Annotated in this window: 22 protein-coding genes; 2 read left to right on the forward strand and 20 right to left on the reverse strand. The window is 53.5% G+C overall.

Features of this window, described 5'->3' with window-relative positions:
- The first annotated feature begins 50 nt into the window (after positions 1 to 50).
- Positions 51 to 557 carry a phenolic acid decarboxylase gene (locus tag FDW87_RS13370; RefSeq protein WP_019078109.1) on the forward strand — a complete coding sequence of 169 codons (507 nt, stop codon included), beginning with the start codon at positions 51 to 53 and terminating at the stop codon, positions 555 to 557.
- Here FDW87_RS13370 and acpT read toward each other — a convergent pair.
- The 20 genes from acpT to FDW87_RS13470 form a co-directional block, all read right to left on the reverse strand.
- Positions 549 to 1139 (reverse strand): 4'-phosphopantetheinyl transferase AcpT, encoded by a 591-nt coding sequence (acpT, locus tag FDW87_RS13375; RefSeq protein ID WP_137379833.1) that lies wholly within the window; start codon positions 1137 to 1139, stop codon positions 549 to 551. The genes FDW87_RS13370 and acpT overlap by 9 nt on opposite strands.
- A 1-nt stretch (position 1140) precedes the next feature.
- The gene (locus tag FDW87_RS13380; protein ID WP_047415909.1) at positions 1141 to 2370 is read right to left on the reverse strand and encodes a beta-ketoacyl-ACP synthase; all 1230 of its coding nucleotides are present in this window, start codon (positions 2368 to 2370) and stop codon (positions 1141 to 1143) included.
- Positions 2367 to 3098, reverse strand: a complete 732-nt coding sequence (locus tag FDW87_RS13385; protein ID WP_103283355.1) for a 3-ketoacyl-ACP reductase FabG2 — start codon at positions 3096 to 3098, stop codon at positions 2367 to 2369. Before FDW87_RS13385 ends, FDW87_RS13380 begins: the two co-directional genes overlap by 4 nt.
- Positions 3095 to 3571: a hypothetical protein gene (locus FDW87_RS13390; protein ID WP_016157678.1), complete on the reverse strand. Its 477-nt coding sequence runs from the start codon at positions 3569 to 3571 to the stop codon at positions 3095 to 3097. Before FDW87_RS13390 ends, FDW87_RS13385 begins: the two co-directional genes overlap by 4 nt.
- Positions 3568 to 4737: a beta-ketoacyl-[acyl-carrier-protein] synthase family protein gene (locus tag FDW87_RS13395; RefSeq protein ID WP_019078112.1), complete on the reverse strand. Its 1170-nt coding sequence runs from the start codon at positions 4735 to 4737 to the stop codon at positions 3568 to 3570. Before FDW87_RS13395 ends, FDW87_RS13390 begins: the two co-directional genes overlap by 4 nt.
- Before the next feature lies 1 nt (position 4738).
- Positions 4739 to 5413: a DUF3261 domain-containing protein gene (locus FDW87_RS13400; protein ID WP_252363163.1), complete on the reverse strand. Its 675-nt coding sequence runs from the start codon at positions 5411 to 5413 to the stop codon at positions 4739 to 4741.
- Positions 5410 to 7728, reverse strand: coding sequence for an MMPL family transporter (locus FDW87_RS13405; RefSeq protein WP_137379834.1), 2319 nt, complete (start codon positions 7726 to 7728; stop codon positions 5410 to 5412). The genes FDW87_RS13400 and FDW87_RS13405 overlap by 4 nt, the downstream gene beginning before the upstream one ends.
- A complete protein-coding gene (locus tag FDW87_RS13410; protein ID WP_019078114.1) occupies positions 7697 to 8302 on the reverse strand; it encodes an outer membrane lipoprotein carrier protein LolA in 606 nt (201 codons plus the stop codon). Before FDW87_RS13410 ends, FDW87_RS13405 begins: the two co-directional genes overlap by 32 nt.
- A complete protein-coding gene (locus tag FDW87_RS13415) occupies positions 8299 to 8721 on the reverse strand; it encodes a thioesterase family protein (protein WP_003827529.1) in 423 nt (140 codons plus the stop codon). The genes FDW87_RS13410 and FDW87_RS13415 overlap by 4 nt, the downstream gene beginning before the upstream one ends.
- A 3-nt stretch (positions 8722 to 8724) precedes the next feature.
- Positions 8725 to 10416 (reverse strand): glycosyltransferase, encoded by a 1692-nt coding sequence (locus tag FDW87_RS13420; RefSeq protein ID WP_137379835.1) that lies wholly within the window; start codon positions 10414 to 10416, stop codon positions 8725 to 8727.
- Positions 10407 to 10760 carry a hypothetical protein gene (locus FDW87_RS13425; RefSeq protein ID WP_016157672.1) on the reverse strand — a complete coding sequence of 118 codons (354 nt, stop codon included), beginning with the start codon at positions 10758 to 10760 and terminating at the stop codon, positions 10407 to 10409. Before FDW87_RS13425 ends, FDW87_RS13420 begins: the two co-directional genes overlap by 10 nt.
- Positions 10747 to 12108 (reverse strand): AMP-binding protein, encoded by a 1362-nt coding sequence (locus tag FDW87_RS13430; RefSeq protein WP_016154857.1) that lies wholly within the window; start codon positions 12106 to 12108, stop codon positions 10747 to 10749. The genes FDW87_RS13425 and FDW87_RS13430 overlap by 14 nt, the downstream gene beginning before the upstream one ends.
- Positions 12105 to 12686, reverse strand: coding sequence for a hypothetical protein (locus FDW87_RS13435; RefSeq protein ID WP_016154856.1), 582 nt, complete (start codon positions 12684 to 12686; stop codon positions 12105 to 12107). The genes FDW87_RS13430 and FDW87_RS13435 overlap by 4 nt, the downstream gene beginning before the upstream one ends.
- 6 nt (positions 12687 to 12692) lie before the next feature.
- Complete coding sequence (locus FDW87_RS13440; protein ID WP_047415920.1) at positions 12693 to 12944, reverse strand: acyl carrier protein; 252 nt, start codon at positions 12942 to 12944, stop codon at positions 12693 to 12695.
- A 12-nt stretch (positions 12945 to 12956) separates the two neighbouring features.
- Positions 12957 to 13214: a phosphopantetheine-binding protein gene (locus FDW87_RS13445; RefSeq protein ID WP_016154854.1), complete on the reverse strand. Its 258-nt coding sequence runs from the start codon at positions 13212 to 13214 to the stop codon at positions 12957 to 12959.
- Positions 13195 to 14028, reverse strand: a complete 834-nt coding sequence (locus FDW87_RS13450) for a lysophospholipid acyltransferase family protein (protein ID WP_170975113.1) — start codon at positions 14026 to 14028, stop codon at positions 13195 to 13197. The genes FDW87_RS13445 and FDW87_RS13450 overlap by 20 nt, the downstream gene beginning before the upstream one ends.
- Positions 14007 to 14729 carry a beta-ketoacyl synthase chain length factor gene (locus FDW87_RS13455; protein ID WP_019078117.1) on the reverse strand — a complete coding sequence of 241 codons (723 nt, stop codon included), beginning with the start codon at positions 14727 to 14729 and terminating at the stop codon, positions 14007 to 14009. The genes FDW87_RS13450 and FDW87_RS13455 overlap by 22 nt, the downstream gene beginning before the upstream one ends.
- 40 nt (positions 14730 to 14769) lie before the next feature.
- Entirely contained in the window at positions 14770 to 15831 is a 1062-nt protein-coding gene (locus FDW87_RS13460; RefSeq protein WP_103928718.1) for a class I SAM-dependent methyltransferase, read from the reverse strand.
- Between the two features lie 68 nt (positions 15832 to 15899).
- Positions 15900 to 16277: a hypothetical protein gene (locus tag FDW87_RS13465; RefSeq protein ID WP_029139728.1), complete on the reverse strand. Its 378-nt coding sequence runs from the start codon at positions 16275 to 16277 to the stop codon at positions 15900 to 15902.
- A gap of 470 nt (positions 16278 to 16747) precedes the next feature.
- Entirely contained in the window at positions 16748 to 17794 is a 1047-nt protein-coding gene (locus tag FDW87_RS13470) for an AI-2E family transporter (RefSeq protein ID WP_016154849.1), read from the reverse strand.
- 133 nt (positions 17795 to 17927) lie between these two features.
- On the opposite strand from FDW87_RS13470, the gene FDW87_RS22565 reads away from it, so the two are divergent.
- Positions 17928 to 18265, forward strand: a 338-nt coding sequence (locus tag FDW87_RS22565; protein WP_252363164.1) for an MFS transporter, incomplete at its 3' end; no start/stop codon positions are given.

Raw genomic sequence — 18265 nt, forward strand, 5'->3', positions numbered from 1 at the left:
CCAATTTTTGAAGCGGTAAGATCCTCGCATCAAGTAAGAGGAGAACGAATATGAGCACTTTTGATAAACATGATTTGAGCGGCTTTGTCGGCAAACATCTGGTCTATACCTACGATAATGGCTGGAATTACGAGATCTACGTGAAAAACGACACCACTCTGGATTACCGTATTCACAGCGGCATTGTGGGGAATCGTTGGGTGAAGGATCAGCGGGCGTACATTGTGCGGGTTGGCGAGAGTGTTTATAAAATTTCATGGACCGAACCGACCGGGACCGACGTCAGCCTGATCGTAAATCTGGGCGACAAACTCTTTCATGGCACCATCTTTTTCCCACGCTGGGTGATTAACAATCCGCAAAAAACGGTCTGTTTCCAGAATGACCATATTCCGCTGATGATGTCATATCGCGATGCGGGTCCGGCATATCCAACCGAGGTGATTGACGAGTTTGCGACCATCACCTTCGTGCGTGACTGTGGGGCGAATAATGACAGCGTTATTGCCTGTGCGGCCAATGAATTGCCGGAAAACTTCCCGGAAAATTTACGCTAAGGCTTCCAGACGCTGCACGGCGTCGGCGGTCAGGGTAAACGGCGTGGGGGTACACACCGCCAGGCTCAGGGTATCGAGCTGGCACTGGCTGACCGAGAGTGAGGAGGTTAGCGCGGTGCTGTCGACACTGACAATTTGCCAGGCGCTGCCGCCACGCTGTTTCACGATAGCTTCTTTACGCGTCCAGATGCGCCAGAACGCCGCCAGCTGTTGCTCCGGGCGTTCGGCCTCAACTTCGGCATGTTCCCTGAGACTGAACACCGTATTTGCCAGCGTCTGCCAGTTATCGCGCGGGCGAACGACTTCAATATCACAGCCGACTTCCCCTTCGTCGCTGAGCAGCAGGGCAATATCATCACCGCTGTGGCTGAGATTGAACCACAGCGGTGTGTCGGCGGAAAAGGCCGGTTTTCCTTGCTCGCTGTAGACGATGTCCGGTAATGGCGAAAGAGTATGGGAAAGCAGCACGCGACCTGCCAGCCAGCGCGCACGACGAGCGCCTTGCGGGGCCTGCTCACGCAGTGCGGCAGGCAGTACGCCAGCGCTTAAAACAGAAACTTTCCCAAGAACGATCCGGTACATATCAGGGCCAACGTTTAATGATGATAGAAGTATTTATGCCGCCAAACGCAAAGTTATTGCTCTGCAAAAATTCGCAATCAATCTTGCGGGCTTTACCCATAATGTAATCCAGCGCTCCACAATTAGCATCTGGCTGACTCAAATTTAGCGTAGGCGCAAACCAGCCTTCTCGCATCATTTGCAGACTCATCCAGGCCTCTAGTGCGCCACAAGCGCCAAGGGTATGTCCAAAATAGCTTTTAAGCGAGGATAGCGGCACATTATCACCATAAATTGCAGCGGTTGCCTGACTTTCTGCAATATCACCGCGATCGGTTGCGGTACCGTGCGCTGAAATATATCCGATATCACGGGCGCTAATACCGGCCATATTCAGCGATTTTTCCATGCAAATCTGCATTGTTTCGCGCTGTGGCTGGGTGATATGGGCAGCATCGCAGTTAGTGGCAAAGCTAACGATTTCACCATAAATCGTTGCTCCGCGCGCTTTAGCGTGTTCCAGCTCTTCCAGCACCAGCGTGCCTGCGCCTTCTCCGATGACCAGACCATCGCGATTTTCATCGAACGGGGAGGGGGTGGTTTTCGGCTCGTCGTTGCGCTGGCTGGTAGCGAACAGTGTATCAAACACGGCGGCTTCGGAAGGACACAGTTCTTCTGCACCGCCGGCGACCATCACTGTTTGATAACCGTGCCGAATGGCTTCCCATGCGTAACCAATTGCCTGGCTACCGGATGTGCAGGCGCTGGATGTCGGAATGACTCGCCCCCGCAGACCAAAAAATAATCCAGTGTTAACGGCAGTGGTGTGCGGCATCATTTGCACGTAGGTCGTGCCGGTGATGTTATTAGTATGCTTCTCGGTCAGCATGGTCGCGAACTCGCTCACTGGACCGGTACTACCGGTTGATGAACCATAAGCGATCCCGGTTTCACCGTTAGTCAGTACCCGATCGCCAATCAGCCCGGCCTGCTCAAGCGCCAGCTCTGTTGCGCGGGTGGACATCAGCGATACGCGACCCATGGCGCGAATTCGCTTGCGGGTATAGTGTTCCGGTAGAGTGAAGTCGTCGATCGGCGCACCCAGCAGTGTGTGCAGTCCGTCATAAACCTGCCACTCCGGCATTTTGCGTACCGCATTTTCATATGCCAATAACCTGGCGGAGACAGCCTGCCAGTTTTCCCCAAAGGCGGTGACGCCGCCCATGCCTGTAATCACGACACGACGTGTCATAACATCCCTCCATTGATGGAAATCACCTGGCGAGTTACATAGCCCGCCACATCCGACATTAAATAACTGGCAAGCCCGGCCACTTCTTCAGCCTGACCTATCCGTTTCATGGGGATCATCGACATCGCCTCTTTCAATGCGGCTTCTTCCATCTCGATCATCCCGGTATCAATGAGTCCCGGTGCAATGCAGTTTACGGTAATTTTGCGTTTTGCCAGTTCGATGGCCAGCGCTTTAGTGGCACCAATAATTCCGGCTTTTGCCGCACTGTAATTGACCTGACCGCGGTTGCCCATCACGCCCGAAACCGAAGACAGTGTGATGATACGGCCCCCCTTGCGTGCGCTGATCATCGGCATAATGCACGGATGAATGACGTTGTAAAAGCTGTCGAGGTTGGTATGGATCACCGCATCCCAGTCGTTATCACTGAGCGCAGGGAAAGCGGCATCACGAGTGACCCCTGCGTTGCTAACAATGCCGTACCATGCGCCGTTTGCCTCAATATCTTGCAACAGTATTTCACGGCACTGCTCGCGATTGGCAACATCAAATGTCAACAGGCGCCCTGCGCCGCCAGCGGCGAGGATAGCATCCAGCGTTTCTTGTGCTCCTTGCACATCGCGATGATAGTGTACGCCGACCACAAAACCGTCCGCGGCCAGTTGTCTGGCGATGGCGCGACCGATACCTTTGCTGGCACCCGTAACTAAAACTGAACGGCTCATGTGGACGCTCCTTGTTGAAATAGCGTGTTAATTTCTTCTGATGTCGGCTGGAAGGTGTTGACGCGACCGGTCGCCAACGTCTCGTTGTCTGCCTGGATGGCACATTCAAAGCTACCGAATCGTGCATCCTGCATCAGCAATTTGACATGGATGCTCAGCTTCTTCCCGGCAGGCAGAACACCTGTGGCACAGACTAAGTCACGTGCGCCCAGTACCATGCCTAACGTAATACTCGCCTGACCTTGTTGCTGGCGGTGCCAGCCAGACCAGACGCCAATGGTCTGCGCCATCAGTTCCAGTGCGAACCAGCCAGGTAGATTGCCATCGGGGTCGAGGAAAGGGGCCAGTACGCTGTTTGCTGATACCGTCACGTGGCAGATGGCGGTTTCGTCCGCCACACTGACGACCTCTTCAAGGAGCAGCATTGGCGCATCATGCGGCAAATAGTCGCCCGGTGATAAATAGTGGCTCATGAGATTCTCCCGAGCAGGATGCTGGCATTATTACCGCCGAAGGCAAACGAATTTGACAAGATAACCGGGCGAGTCAGTGACTGCGGCTGTTCAATGATGCCGCAGGCTGGCAATGTTTCATCGCGTGGTGACTGGCTAAAATCCTGCGGTGGTAGCGGCAGGTCGCGTTGCAGAATCAACACACCGATAGCTGCTTCGGTGATCCCCGCGGCGCCCAGTGTGTGCCCGGTCAGGTGTTTGGTTGAACTGCACGGGACCGTTTCGCCAAATAGCGCGCTCACGACGTTGGACTCAATCTGATCGTTTAGCGGTGTAGCGGTACCGTGCAGATTGATATAGCCCACATGTTCCGGCGTCATTCCTGCGTCGTTAAGCGCCTGGCCGATGGCGCGAATGGCACCTTCCCCCTGTGGATGGGGAGCCGAAATATGGTACGCGTCGCTGGATTCGCCGACGCCAAGGAGCGCGATAGGCTGTGGCTCGCGGGTTAATACCATCAAGGCGGCGCCTTCGCCAATGGTGATCCCACAACGGTCGCGGCCAAACGGCTGACACAGTGTTGGGGAGAGTGATTCCAGACTGTGGAATCCGTTGATTGGCATTCGGCTTAGCGTATCCGCACCGCCGACAATGGCGATATCGACCAGACCAGATTCGATCAAACGACGTCCGCTCATAATAGCCCTTGCACTGGACGAGCAGGCGGTTGAGAGCGTAAAGGCCGGGCCATCCAGCGCCAGCCAGTGGCTAAGAAAACGCGACGGATCGCCCAGTTCCTGTTGCGGATAGCGCCAGTCAGTGCTCTCTTTGCCGTTGAGCATCAAATCAACGTGAACGTCACCCTCATCCAGGCCGGAGGTGCTGGTGCCGAGAACAACAGCAATACGATCGCGACCAAATCGGGCGATAGCATCGTCCACCTGCGGCTGGATTTGCATCAGTGCTGCCAGCAATAGCTGGTTGTTGCGCGAACGATGAGCGCTAAAGTGCTGAGGAATAGCGGGTAGCTCACCGTCAACGCCTGCTAACACGGCGGATGGGTGTCCTTGCAGCCAGCCCGTGCGCGGGCGCATTCCCGGCGCTATGCCACGAGTGAGGTTGGCTGCGATTTCATCAGTGTTATTGCCCAACGCGTTAATCATGCCAACGGCAGAAATGTAGATCATCTCAGTCACCCAGATATTGAATGGTGATGTGGTATTTAAAAACGTAGTGCTCAATGCTGATCGGTTCGCGTTTTCCTCTTCGATTCAGATACGTGATTTCCGTGACCACTTTGCCGCGTGCATTGCGCAGCTCACGCTTATCACCCGTATCGACGAGCGTCCAGCCTGTGGGTAATTGCGGTTGCCAGGTGCTAATCGGCCAATGGCTAAGCATCACGTCAGCCAGCACCTGGCTGGCTGGCGGCAATTGTGGAACGATGATCGATTGCTCGGTGTGCAGTCCTTTTTCATCGTAAGTCACGAGGAACAGGCGAATGCCGACTGATGACAGCCCGGCAAGTGTGATTTTCTTGTCATCAGCATTGAGCATGACCAACAGTGACTGAGTTTTGCCGTTAAAACTACCGGTTAGTAGTTGTTGCGAATTCACCGCGGGAGAAATCCCCGGAGCAGGTAGCGTTACACGAATACCCGGCTCTAACCAGGCTTGCGGGCGGCCTTTCTGTTCCGGCTGTGAGTGGCTGCAACCTGCCAGCAGCAACGTGGCGACGAGCAGGCCCCGTCGGATGGCGCTGCGCTTATCCGGTCTACAAATGGTGTGCTGACGTAGATCGGATAAGGCAATGCCGCCATTCTGCAAAAGCCCACTCAACCAACGAAATATCGGTTTACTCATCGTTTTTTCTTCTCTCTTTTCGTTGGCATCGCCAGCGGTGACAGCAAAAATGCGGTGAAAATACCGCTTACTAGCACAATGCCAAAACTGCTGATTGCCTGAGTGGCACTAAAGACCAGCATGCCGAGCGTCAGGAGCGTGGTCATCATCGCCAGCGTGATAGCCAGCAGCGACGTCAGTGGCGTACCGCGTGGATTACTGAAAAACAGCGTGTAGTTAATGCCAATTCCCAGTACCAGCACCAGTGCCAGCAGCGAGAACAAGTTGAGCGCATGACCGCTCAGGGCCAGTACTGCCAGACCACAACCTAAAGACAGCACTGAGGGCACCAGGCTAATTAAGCCCTTACGCCAGCCAAGCCGAATGATGGCGCCACAGGCAATCACCGCCAGCGCAATGCACAGCAGGCCGGTCAGAATATGGCGATAAAGGGCAAACAGATTGTCAAAGCTGCTCTTGCGATCCACCCACGCCACGCCGGAATATTTCACGCTGAGCGTATTTAAAGCATCACTTTGTTTCACCCCTTCAACGGGAACCAATACGCTGCTTTCGCCATCAGCCAGAGACAGCCATAGCAAGCGCCAGCCTTCACTGGCTGGGCTGGCAAGCCAGGCTTCGACGGATACAGGCATGGCGCTAAGATCGGGGTTCACCGTTGCCAGCCCGGCGTTGTTTAGGGCTTTCGTGATGGCGGGCGAAGCATCTTTTAGCAGAGAGAGATCCTGGTGTTGCCGGGCGAGTGAATTGAGCGGAATAGTGCGATATCCGCTGAGTAATCCGTCTTTTTTTGCCTGTTCCAGCGCGGGGGTAAAGGTTTCCAGCCGCTCCAGCGTTTGCTGAGCGGATTTGCCGTACACCACAAACCACTTCTGGTCGACGCTTTGCCCGGTCAGGGCGGTAATCGCTTTTTCCTGAGCGAGAATTTCCTGCGGCAACGCCTGTAACTGGGAGATATCATCATCTACGCGCAGCGTCGCTATTCCTGCCAGCGAGAACAACGCCAGTGCCACCGGCAGGCCAACGGAGAGTTTTTTATTGCGTCGCCATGCAGCAAGCCAGCGTAGCATGAGTACCATTGCCGGCACCGGGCGTACCGGCAACCGACGACACAACCACGGGTGCCAGAAAATGACCGTCAGGCAGGAGGCGCTCAGACCTACCGCCGCGAATACCGCCATCTGGCGAATACCGGGGAAGGGGGCCAGCATCATAATCAGATAAGCCGCTACGGTGGTGAGTAGCGCCAGGAGCAGGGCATTGCGCACTTTGGCAAGGCTTTGCCATGGCGATGTTTCCGCACCGTGCACCATCCGTTCGGTCAAATAGTAGAGCGTATAGTCGGCGGAAATACCGATGATGCTCATGCTCATCACCAGCGTCATCAGATGGAGCTCGCCAAAAATCAGCAGCGTGACGACGGTCCCCGCCAGCGCACCAATGCCAATCGAAATCAGGCACAGCAGCAGCGGACGCAGCGAACGAAATACAGCCACGATGAGCAGGATCACCCCGAGCACAGTGGCTATGCCGAGAGTAGAGATATCTTTTTTCGCCTGCTGGCTGGCGTAATCGCTATAGAACAGCGTCCCGCGAGACAGCAGTTGAGCCTGTGGATAGTGGGCTTTGAGCTCACCTTCCAGCGTATTCAGCGTGGTGACCAATTGGTGCGTCTGTTGCATATCAAACGATGAACCGGTCAGTTCGCCATGTAACAGATACCAATAGTTGCCTTGCTCATCCTGGGTGACCAGCCAGCCGTCCATCAGGCGCAGACGCTGCCCAGTTTTGGCCATGGCCAGCTGCGAGCCACGCATCAGCATGAAGGGATCGTTTTGTAGCTCTTTGCCACTGACGCCGGAGAATGCGGAGTAAAGTTGGGACAGGATCCACTGGCCCTGCGCTTCGCCGCCGTTTTGCAGCCGGGCGCGGGTCTCGTTATCTATCAGGCCGTTACGATGTTGCCAGAAGAATGCCCCCCAGGCCTGCTGGCTGTCGGCATCCATTGGACCTTTTACCTGGGCTAGCGCGTGCGATTTTTGCAGTAAAGCCAGCCAGTCCCGGGCTATCGCTGGGTCCGGTTGCTTACCGGGACTTACCAGCCAGACCACCTGACGGTCAAGGCGCTGCATAAATCCCTCGTTCAGACCCGGAGGTATAGCGCCCAGCGTCTGCTTTGGCAACATGGCCAGCACGCTGCTGTTAAGGCGGGCCTGAGGTAGCAGCGTCAGAAAGATGCCCAGCAGAAGCAGGCAGATGACTCCCCATAACAGCGCGGGACGTTTACTGGGCGGCAAAGCGTTGGCGTTCGTCATCGGTCAGTTGCGCTGGCGTTAGTTGGTGTTGGGAAAGCGCGATATCGGTGCGATCGCCCTGTTTATCATTGAGCTGAATGCTCTCCAGGTAGGTCTTTCCTGCTAAATCAATCGTCGCAAAAATCTTATCCAGCGGTGTGGTGATTGGCGTCAGGCGTAGCGTCCAGCGACCTTCTCCTAAGTCTGCGAACTCCACGCGGAAGTTTTGTTCCAGCACTTTACGATCCGCCTGGAATAACGCCCGCAGCAGATGATTAAACTGGAACATTTGCGGGTTATTCTCAGCGGTAACGGTCTGCGGTGGTTGACCGTTAATTGCCTGAACCATCCGTTTGTCATCCAGCAGCAGCTGCATCGGGAACGGGGACGTTTGATCCCACAGCAACCCCTTGTCGCGGGCGATCAACATCTTGCCCTGAGATCGCAGCGGTTGTGGTAGATCCTTTATCGTCCGGGTTTGATCGAAGTGGGCGCGAACCACCGGTTGTTCGGTAAAACGCTGTTGTAGGGAGTCGAGCGTCAGGGCACTGACGAAAGGGCTGACGAGCAGCACGAGCAATGGCCATAATTTCATGGTGTCACTCCCATCCGTTCAAACAGAATATCCGGGCTGACAAAGCACAGTTCACGGCTTTTTTCGTCGACGGCGACCTGGATGGTGTAGCCTGTTGTAGCACGTTTACCTGTTTCGGCATCAAAAATTTCGTAGCCGATTCGCAGGCGATTTTCGTACTCTTTAATTTGGGCGCGTACACGGATACGCTGCTCGAAAGTCAGCGCATTGCGATACTTCACCCGAGTGTCGACCACGGGCCACAGATAGCCAGATTCTTTCATCTGCCGATAGCCATAATCGAATTGGTTCAGCAGTGCCTCACGGGCAATCTCGAAGTAACGGAAGTAGTTACCATGCCACGCTACGCCCATCATATCGACGTCGTGAAACGGAATAGTTAGCTCGACTTCAGCCGTAAAACGGGGATCGTTAAGCACCCTTTACTCCTTGTCATTGGTGTCCGGCAGTTGCCAGAAATCGAAAAAGTTAAACCAGTCGAGGGGCGACTGAAGCGCATAGTGCTCAAGGCGTTCGGCGTAGCGATCGACAGTATTCTGTAATGCCTGTTGTCGTGTGACGCGCGGTAAGAGCAGCGGGTCGGCAAACGGTTCGCAGTAGATGTGGAGTTTCTCCTGCTGGCGCAGGGCAAAAATCAGATCTACAGGGCAGCGTAAAATAGACGCAAGAATAAACGGGCCCTGAGGGAATGGCGCGTTTTGCCCCATAAAGCGGCTCCAGCACACACGCCACTCGCCGCCGCGTTGGGGATTGACTGCGATGCGATCGCCTACGATGGCTACCCATTCACCGCGCTCCAGTTTCTCTTTGAGCAGAATGGCAGTATCTGGACCAATACTGTTCACCGGGAGCAGATTTAATCCAGCCTGCGGCGCCATCTCTTGCATGATCTGTTTAAAGCGTTGGGCGTTATCGCTAAATACCAGCGCATTGATTGTTTTACTGCCCTGTAGCTGGGCCAGTGCCCGACAGGCTTCGACATCGCCAAGATGTGAAGCCAGCAGCAGTTTTCCCCGAGGATCGCTGACATTTAGCGTTTTTTCTGCGCCTGGTGCAAAAATCACATCGCGACCGAAGTGCAGTTCACCGCGCCAACTGGCAATCTTATCCAGCATCGCGCCGCCAAAACGCAGGAAATGCTGATAACTGGTCAGGTTTGGCGGTACTGGCATCCGGCGTGTGATCAGTTGCGCTCTTACGCGGCTAATCCAGCGTTGAGAGGCTTTTCGGGCAGTTGAAGCGCTGAGCCAGTATACGCCGACGACCGGATACAGCAGCAGGGAGAAGGCTTTGCGGCCCAGTACACGCCAGACCAGCAGCATCAGACGCATTCCCCACAACCCTTTGACTTCCTGCTGCTGCGCCCAGTGTGTCGATGAACGACGACACAGCAGGGAGGGGATGCGCGGCAACATGCCAAAGAACAGGCGAGTGTGCATCAATGAAATGTGCAGATTGTCTTTAAGCGCGTCGAAATGGGATAGCCCGTCCTGCGGATAGGTGACTCGCGTGGGGATAAAATAGCTGGTGTTGCCTTGCCAGTAGAGGCGCACCATCACTTCAGTATCAAAATCCATCCGTTTGCCAAGCGTTACACGCTGTGCCAGTTGCAGCGTGGGGGCCACCGGATACACCCGGAAGCCGCACATACTGTCTTTGAGCTGCAACGAGAGCGTTTCTATCCACACCCAGATATGGGTTACCCAACGACCGTACAGGCGCGAGCGAGGGACCGAATCATCGTAAATCGGTTGTCCGGAAATCAGTGCTGTCGGATGTTCTTTTGCCAATGCAAGCAGCCTGGGAATATCTTCAATGGCATGTTGCCCGTCGGCATCGACCTGCACTGCATGACTGAACCCGGCATCTGCTGCCGTCTGCATTCCGCGAATAACCGCCGCGCCTTTGCCTGCGTTGATGGGCAGGCGAATTAACGTCAGATTGCTGTATTCTGTCGCCAGGCGTGCCAGTTCATCTCGTGTAGTCTCGTCGCTGCCATCGTCCACCACAATGCAGGGGAGATTGAACGGCCGAAGACGATCCAACACGTCCGACATCATCGCGCCGTGGTTGTAGCAGGGGATCAACACGCATGGGGAAAAGGTCAGCGGCATAACCGAATCTTCCCGCTGCTGGCGGTATGGCGCACGTCACCGTCGTGGCGCTGGTAGCTAAAAGTGAGCATCTGACGCGCTTCCTGCCAGCTCAGACTCAGGGTGACGGTGGCCTCTGGCAATAGCGGTGACTGGAACTTCACGTTTTGAATACTGTGAAAACGCCAGCCAGGGACCAGCAGCGTGGTGGCGTAATCCATCGCCCAGTTTAGCTGTGCAACGCCCGGCAGCAGTGGCTGCACGCTAAAATGCCCGCTGAACCAAAACAGAGAAGGGTCGAGTTGTAAAACAATCTCAGCCTGATGAGGCAGTGCCTGATGGCGCTCGATTTCATGGGGTTTCATGAAATAACTCCTGTAATTGCGCATAGACACGCTTGTTCATACTGTTGACCGGAATCTCATCAATCACCCGCCAGTAGCGGGGAACAGCGACCGGCTCCAGCCAGGGCAGCAGCGAACGTCGCCAGGTCAGTTCTTGCGGTTTACCACCGCACTCAAGCCAGCGTTGCCGGGCTTCGTCATCCAGTACCAGCAGGACACCAACGCCCTGACGTCCTCCGCGTGAGACGGGCAATGCTGCGACTTCACGGATACCGTCCAGTGCCAGTAAACGTTGCTCCACTTCGCTGAGTGAAATGCGTTTCTCTTCAATCTTGACCACCCGCCCGCGTCTGCCCATCAGGCGGAACTGTCCGTTTTCGATAAACTGAAGAATATCATCGAGTAACAGGCCATCATCAGCTGCAATTAGTGGTGAAAACACACGAAACGCGTCGTCTTCTGACTGGAATCTGACTCCGGGAAAAGGCAGCCATGTCACATCATCCTGATGGCGATAGCGCCACGCGAGGATTCCGGTTTCAGTGCTGCCGTAGATCTCATCGGGCCAGACATTCAGCCAGTCAGCAGCCTGCTTGACGTCCTGCCAGGACAGCATGCCGCCCGCGGAAAGAATCAACTCGATTGGCGGCGGTGTCAGGTGGTGGTCGAGGCGTTTCAGAAACGCCGGACTGCTGATAAACGCATACCGATGATCAGGGCTCAGTGCCGCCAGTTGTTCGGCATACCAAAGCATCGCCGCATGCAGCGGGAGGCCTAAAGCCATCGGCAAGAAGATACGAAACGTCAGACCATACAGGTGTTGCGGTACCACTGACGCGACGACCCGGCAACCTGCCAGACGATCAGCAAAACGCGTAGCGAGCAATGCTGCTTCGCTATCCAGACGAGCAATCGGTTTGATTACGCGTTTCGGCTGGCCGGTCGAACCGGAAGTGAATAGCTCCACAAAGGCGTCACTGCGTATTATCGGGAACGTGATGTCGTGGGCCACAGATGTCATGGCAGAGCTGACCACTCGCAGCGTTCCCTGCCAGTCCAGCGCTTTATCGCTCAGTACGCCATCAAACAGCAAGTGCTGCTCGTTTAACAACGAGACGCGACAATGTCCCGGGATCACCGGTGTTTTGCCAGCATGGAGCGTTGCCAGCAACGCGACGATGAATAAATAGCTGTTCTCGAAGCATAATGCCCAGCGTTCACCTTCCTGCTGCTGCAGTTGCGTTATCAACTGGGCCACATCATGGCGCAGATGGCCAAGTGTCCACGTATGATCTTCTTGCCACGCAACAGGAATGTCGTCCGGTCGTGGGGCACAGAGCCATTGAGCAAGTGTGAGGGGCTGCTTCATTGGGTATCTCGCTTTATCACCAGTTGGCGAACTAACCACTCGCCTACCATCAATGTCCCCATCAGCAGATAGGAAACCATACCGTTCCAGGTCGTCCACAGGGTCATATCGCCATTCAATGCAGTAAAGAGCGCAACGCTGCCATTGATGATGAAAAAGGCGCACCAGATTAGTGTCACAAGGTACGTGTAGCGCACGCCTGCTTCGGGCAGATTTGGTTCGCGCAGCCGCGCCAGACGTTCAACGATGGGCATCGCTGACCACAGAGAACCACCAAAAACCGACAGCATGACGGCGTTTACCACTACGGGATAAAACAGCAGCAGCTGGTGCGTTTTGAGCAGATAACTGGCAATGCATAAGGTGATACCCGCGATCACCACTACCTGTGTCACGACGCGCAACGGTCCCGCCTGTCGCCGGACCTGGCGAAAGCGTAAAAAAAGGAGTAGCGCCATTAACGGCAGCAACCAGTGCAGACTGTTATGCGCCAGGCCAAACCAGATCAAAAACGGCCAGGCCAACAACAGTAGACCTGTCAGCAGTTGTACGACTGGCAGGGAGCGAGTGCCTGACACGGTGAATTACGCTTCTATGAGAAGGCGTTCAACCGCATCGACGACATCTTGTACGGTGCGTACTGCTTTGAACTCTTCCGGCTTGATTTTCTTACCGGTTTTCTTTTGAAGATGCACGATCATGTCGACTGCGTCGATGCTGTCGAGTTCCAGATCTTCGTACAGGCGCGCCTCAGGCTTAATATCTTGCGGGTCAACTTCAAACAGCTTGACCAGCAGTGAGGAGACTTCATCGTAAATGGCTTTTTGTTCGGTCATAACGGACTATCCTCAGGCACGTTGCGCGTGAATGAAAGATGCCAGCGTGGCGACGGAGAAGAAGTGCTGACGCATTTCTTCGCTCTCCGCTGAGAGGACCACGCCATACTCGTTTTTCACCGCCAGACCCAGCTCCAGGGCATCGATTGAGTCCAGGCCTAAGCCATCGCCAAAGAGTGCCGCTTCGGTTTCAATATCGTCAGCTGTTAGTTCGTCGAGATTCAATGTCGTTATAATGAGATTTTTGATTTCAAGATAAAGCGCTTGCATCATTAATTCCTGAAAGAGGTAAAGTACCTGGTTGTAATTGAAGCAAAAGATGCCGGTTCAACTGCCTTGCGGCCAGCGCCGGTTCTTGTGAATTTGCGTCGTAAAATTGGTCGATCTTAACCCGCTCGTGTACTGAAATGGTAAACATGGGTTTTACCGATGGGACGTCGTACCATTGGCTTTCTTTGTTCAGCATTTGTTCGCTGCATTTAATGGTCACTATGCGTAAATCACTGCTGCAGCGCACGGCGATATTCGCCGCACCACGCTGTAACGTCATTTCCTCTCCGGGGCGTGTACGGGTTCCCTCGGGGAAAATTAAAATAGTATCGCCTTGTTCCAGACGTTGCTGGCACGCGGGCAATAGCGCGTCAACCTGGCTGTTAATCAGATAATCTGCCGCCCGGACCACGCCGCTGAGGAACGGATTTTTTAGTAGTGCACTTTTCACCAGACAGTCGGTTTCGGGCATTACCGATGCCAGTAGCACGTAATCGATGAGCGTCGGGTGGTTGGCGACGACCAGGCATCCTTGTTCATTGCGTAAAATATCTCGTCCTTCAATTTGGTAGTCCAACACACCAAGCCGTTTCGCCACCGTTAAAAAGAGGCGAAAACTGGCGGCGATGCTGCGTCTGGCGATACGCCGACGTCGGGCTTTATCCCATATCGCGATCAGCAAGACGTTAAACCAGAACGTAGAAAGAAGGAGTCCGCCGAGGCCAAACAGGGCAAAGCAAAGACCGGTCATCACCAGTCGCCATACCCGGTTAAGCCGCAGGAGCATCGTGTTCATCCCTGACTCCACTGCCATTGTACGCGTTCGCCAGACAGGGTAAACGCCTTGGTATCTTGCAAGTAATGTTGTAAAAACAATAAGCTTTGCGGCAACGTTGTCTCACCCCGCCCGCAGTGCGGACGGGTTTCACATTGCCAGCTATCACCGGATTCAATGACCAGCGCGACGGCAAACGGCCATGTTGGCATGTCAGGTGGTAACTGTGGGTGATAAAACTCGGGCAGAAAACCGTCGAAATCGACCATCAATACGCGCTGATATCCCGCCTGCAACAGCCCGATGACTTCACATAGCCCTTGCTGGAACGTATCCCTACCAGCAGAAAGCGAGGAGGAGGCAATCGGTTTTTTCGCAGCGATCGTCAGGTTACCCACAGCAGAGTTATGTACAGAGAGGGCAAAATCGGTTGGTGAGAGTGCCTGCCCAGTCGCCAGGGCGTGCAGGATCCTGTAGTTACGCTCCAGTTCACCATGGCGGCTTGTATACAAAACAGCATTGATATCATGGCGGCGTAGCATCGCCAGCCCACAATCGACGGCCAGTTTGCTGCCGGAACTGAGGCGGCGAGCCGTCATCATCGGTAACTCGTTGAGCTTAGCCAATGGCGCAGTGGGATCGATGGCGTGCGAAAGCCGTGACCATTCATGCCACTGTTCTGTTTCGCTTAACCCTGGCGCCCTGGCCTGCCAGTCTATAATGTTGAAAGCAAATTTCATCAACGCGTATCCGCGGTAAATCGGTTGTTCCGATTGTTTCTTATTTTTTCTTCTGACATATCAATAAAGTATGCCCAACACCTAAGTTGTCGTGGCGTTCATCTACCTGAAAACCTGCCAGATTCAGATAGTGATAAAACCTCTCTACGCTGTAGAAACGGCTGTTGCCATTCGCCATACAGGTAAAATAAAGCGAAGACGCATTCAGGCTAAATGAGGCCGCTTCAAATTTTTGGGCATCCCAAAACAGTTCCATAATGAACAGCTTCGCGCCCGGTTTCATCACCCGAGCAACGTTGCGCAGCATAGCGATAATTTGTTCCGGAGAAAAACAGTCCAGAAATTGACTCATCCACCAGATATCAGCGCCGGCAGGTAAAGGCGAGTCGCTAAGCATATCCACAGCATGGAAATTTATGCGATGAGATAATCCTGCATTTTCTATATTTTCGCGGGCAAGTGCAATTTGTTGCGGCAAATCTAATAGGGTGACAGTAATATTGTCATCATGTTGACAACAACGTAATGCCCATTTCCCGGTATTTCCGCCGACATCGTACAGGGTTGCAGGGGCGCTGGCGAATACATATGGCAATGCGGCATCAAATGCTCCATCTGAATAGTAATGATCGAAAGCAAACCAACTTTCACGCGCAGCCAGCGGTAATTGTGATAGTGCAGGATAGATTGTTGACCAGTCGCCAAAAGTTTTTAACCCTGCGGGTTTTCCTTCTTTCAGTGCATTTTCCAGATAGAACAGCCCCTGATAACAAACATCCTGGGTGAAGTCCATATTCACACGCGTCATCGTGTCATGTAAAAGAAAATGACCGACTTTAGCGAGGTAATAATATCCCTCTTTGTGGGTAATGATGCGCCCACTTAACCCCATATCCAACAGGATGCTGGCGGCATATTCGTTGATGGTGCTGTTTGCGGTAATCTCGTCGAGCGTGGCGCCGCGTTTACCTTGCTTGTCCAGCCAGGTGAGTACTCCAGCATTTCGCAGACACAACGCGGTTTGAAATAGCATAGGGGCAAAGGCGATACGTTGTGCTTCAGTAATGGCATCCAGTGCGCTAAGCGAATCCTGTTCGTACATGTGGGGACAACCTGTTAAATGGCAGATAGTAAGAGTATCGGGCCTTTTCGGCCCGACTTTAGGCGTAATTACAGATTGGCGCCGGCTGACAGATTAAGCTGGATGTCTTTATCCAGATTGCGTACCCAGCGGTTGTAGTTTTTGTGAATCTTTCCACCAGAAGCCTGCAGGTTGAGGCTGCTGTCATATTTGATGTCATAGCTGGTGGCGGTATAAGTGATACGGACTTCAGCCACATGATCGCGGGTTTGTTGGCGAGCTTTAATAATACCTGGTCCGGCTTCGGACATGACCCATTGGCGTTGAATACCGGCTTTTAGGATCGCGGTTTTAACCTGGTCCTGAGTATGTCCCGCGCTCACACTGGTGTGAACTTGATCAATCGGCGCAGTACGTGCACAACCCGCCAGTGCACCGACAACGGCAATGGCCGCAAACCACTTAATATACTGTTTCATTAAAACTCCCTCTCAAAGTACCGTTTATACATGTTAACTTATAAGCTCCGGAATCATGATGCACCCTTTATCACCTGCAATTTTATTTAAACTAAATTAGCGTTTTATTTCACTCTGTTGATAGCGAGGCAATGAGATGACCGGATGATAATATTCTATGACTTTCTTCAACAGAAACTTTTCAGCATCATCATCGGCGAGAAGTATAGATTTTTAGAGAAAACGTATCAAATAAAATAACCTTTAAATCTAAGTGGATAGTTTAAGTTAAATGCTTTGGATGTGTTCATTACTTTTATGTTTTTTGGCAAAGAATAATGCATGTGGATTATATATTTCCTTTATAAAAGAATGAATTCCTTTTCACTCTTTATTTAAGATAAGCCACTGTATATAGCTGTGTTGACGTCATTTTAACGTCAATATGGAAATATAATAACTACCTCGGTTGGTAGTTTTCAGGGTAGCCGACTTTTGGGCCTGCCGGGTCCCAGCAAAATTGCCAGTTTGCTACCGCCTGTGGTGGTTTCCATCCAGATTTTACACACGCTGGTTAACGGCACGGAGAGCAGCATACCTACCGGACCAAGCAGCCATCCCCACACCAACAGAGAGAGAAAGACGATTAGCGTCGATAATCCCAGCCGGTGCCCCATCATGCGGGGCTCGAGGATGTTGCCAATTACCATATGCACCACCAGAAACAGCGCCCCAACCAGCACGCATTCGTAAACGCCGTTGAACAGCAGCGCCTGGATCATGGGTGGAACGGCGGAAATGACCGAGCCAATGTTGGGCACGTAGTTTAGCAGGAATGCCAGCACACCCCACATCAGAGCAAACTGAATCCCCATTAGCGCCAGTCCCAGCCACACGATGGCACCGGTCCATAAGCTGAGCAACGTTTTCAGCGCCAGATAGTGAGAAACACCTTTCAGCGCCCGATGGAGCCCCGCAATATGGATTTGGGGGTTGTTCAGCGCAAAGCGCAGCTTATAGGGGACATGACGCACCTCAAACAACATAAAGACCACCGTCATCACCAGCAGAACGACGCTGGCCATGGCACCGGAAAGACTTGTCATCAGCGTGGTTGTGAAGGTCATCAGCTTGTCGGAGTCCATACGTTGCAGCATGCGCTCCGGGGACATATGCAGATTCAGAAAAGGCACCATCTCTTGCAGATACAGAACCTTGCGCGTCAGCTCCTTATTGTATTTTGGCAGCATGGCCATGAATTCAGTGATGGATGACGCCAGAACGCCGATTAACGCCGTAAGAACGATCAGCATCACCACCACGACTAACGTTATCGCGACCGGCCGACGTACACCCCGGCGAATAAACCAGGTGACCAGCGGATTCAATACAATGGCAAAAAAAAGGGCCAGCAGAAGCTGTACGATGATATCCGCCGCGGCATGAATACCCGCGAGGATCACCACCAGAGCGGCCAGTTTGAGCAGAATGTGCAAACCCGTTTTATCGGGCTGGGCGGTTGTCATGTCGTCTTCCTGTTTGCGTTTTTGCATTAAGTGTAGCGGCTGGCTTGCGACTGATATTCCTAAACTGACTACTGATTTCTGCCCGGCAACATGGTAGAAATGAAACACTGTTGTGAAAACGTGGTGATCCTCCATGCCCGAACCCGTCGCTGAACCGACGCTTAGCGGTTTACGCCTTAATCTGCGTATTGTCTCTGTGGTGATGTTTAACTTCGCCAGCTACCTGACCATTGGTCTGCCGCTCGCTGTATTGCCAGGCTATGTCCATGATGTGATGGGATTTAGCGCTTTTTGGGCAGGGCTGGTCATCAGCCTGCAATATTTCGCTACGCTGCTGAGCCGTCCACATGCCGGTCGCTATGCCGACCTGCTGGGGCCAAAGAAGATTGTGGTATTCGGACTGTGTGGCTGTTTTTTAAGTGGTCTGGGCTACTTCCTGGCGGGCTTCACGAATGGCTGGCCGCTGGCCAG

This window comes from Citrobacter sp. wls826, from assembly GCF_005281245.1.
GTDB classification, from domain to species: domain Bacteria; phylum Pseudomonadota; class Gammaproteobacteria; order Enterobacterales; family Enterobacteriaceae; genus Citrobacter; species Citrobacter braakii.

Bases quoted from the DNA above. Each gene is read 5' to 3' on its own strand.
- FDW87_RS13450 (WP_170975113.1), bottom strand. From the start codon at position 14,028: ATGGCAGTGGAGTCAGGGATGAACACGATGCTCCTGCGGCTTAACCGG.
- FDW87_RS13455 (WP_019078117.1), bottom strand. From the start codon at position 14,729: ATGAAATTTGCTTTCAACATTATAGACTGGCAGGCCAGGGCGCCAGGG.
- FDW87_RS13410 (WP_019078114.1), bottom strand. From the start codon at position 8,302: ATGAAATTATGGCCATTGCTCGTGCTGCTCGTCAGCCCTTTCGTCAGT.
- FDW87_RS13370 (WP_019078109.1), top strand. From the start codon at position 51: ATGAGCACTTTTGATAAACATGATTTGAGCGGCTTTGTCGGCAAACAT.
- FDW87_RS13470 (WP_016154849.1), bottom strand. From the start codon at position 17,794: ATGACAACCGCCCAGCCCGATAAAACGGGTTTGCACATTCTGCTCAAA.
- acpT (WP_137379833.1), bottom strand. From the start codon at position 1,139: ATGTACCGGATCGTTCTTGGGAAAGTTTCTGTTTTAAGCGCTGGCGTA.
- FDW87_RS13425 (WP_016157672.1), bottom strand. From the start codon at position 10,760: ATGAAACCCCATGAAATCGAGCGCCATCAGGCACTGCCTCATCAGGCT.
- FDW87_RS13385 (WP_103283355.1), bottom strand. From the start codon at position 3,098: ATGAGCCGTTCAGTTTTAGTTACGGGTGCCAGCAAAGGTATCGGTCGC.
- FDW87_RS13430 (WP_016154857.1), bottom strand. From the start codon at position 12,108: ATGAAGCAGCCCCTCACACTTGCTCAATGGCTCTGTGCCCCACGACCG.
- FDW87_RS13445 (WP_016154854.1), bottom strand. From the start codon at position 13,214: ATGCAAGCGCTTTATCTTGAAATCAAAAATCTCATTATAACGACATTG.
- FDW87_RS13420 (WP_137379835.1), bottom strand. From the start codon at position 10,416: ATGCCGCTGACCTTTTCCCCATGCGTGTTGATCCCCTGCTACAACCAC.
- FDW87_RS13395 (WP_019078112.1), bottom strand. From the start codon at position 4,737: ATGATCTACATTTCTGCCGTTGGCATGATTAACGCGTTGGGCAATAAC.
- FDW87_RS13405 (WP_137379834.1), bottom strand. From the start codon at position 7,728: ATGACGAACGCCAACGCTTTGCCGCCCAGTAAACGTCCCGCGCTGTTA.
- FDW87_RS13440 (WP_047415920.1), bottom strand. From the start codon at position 12,944: ATGACCGAACAAAAAGCCATTTACGATGAAGTCTCCTCACTGCTGGTC.
- FDW87_RS13400 (WP_252363163.1), bottom strand. From the start codon at position 5,413: ATGAGTAAACCGATATTTCGTTGGTTGAGTGGGCTTTTGCAGAATGGC.
- FDW87_RS13460 (WP_103928718.1), bottom strand. From the start codon at position 15,831: ATGTACGAACAGGATTCGCTTAGCGCACTGGATGCCATTACTGAAGCA.
- FDW87_RS13390 (WP_016157678.1), bottom strand. From the start codon at position 3,571: ATGAGCCACTATTTATCACCGGGCGACTATTTGCCGCATGATGCGCCA.
- FDW87_RS13380 (WP_047415909.1), bottom strand. From the start codon at position 2,370: ATGACACGTCGTGTCGTGATTACAGGCATGGGCGGCGTCACCGCCTTT.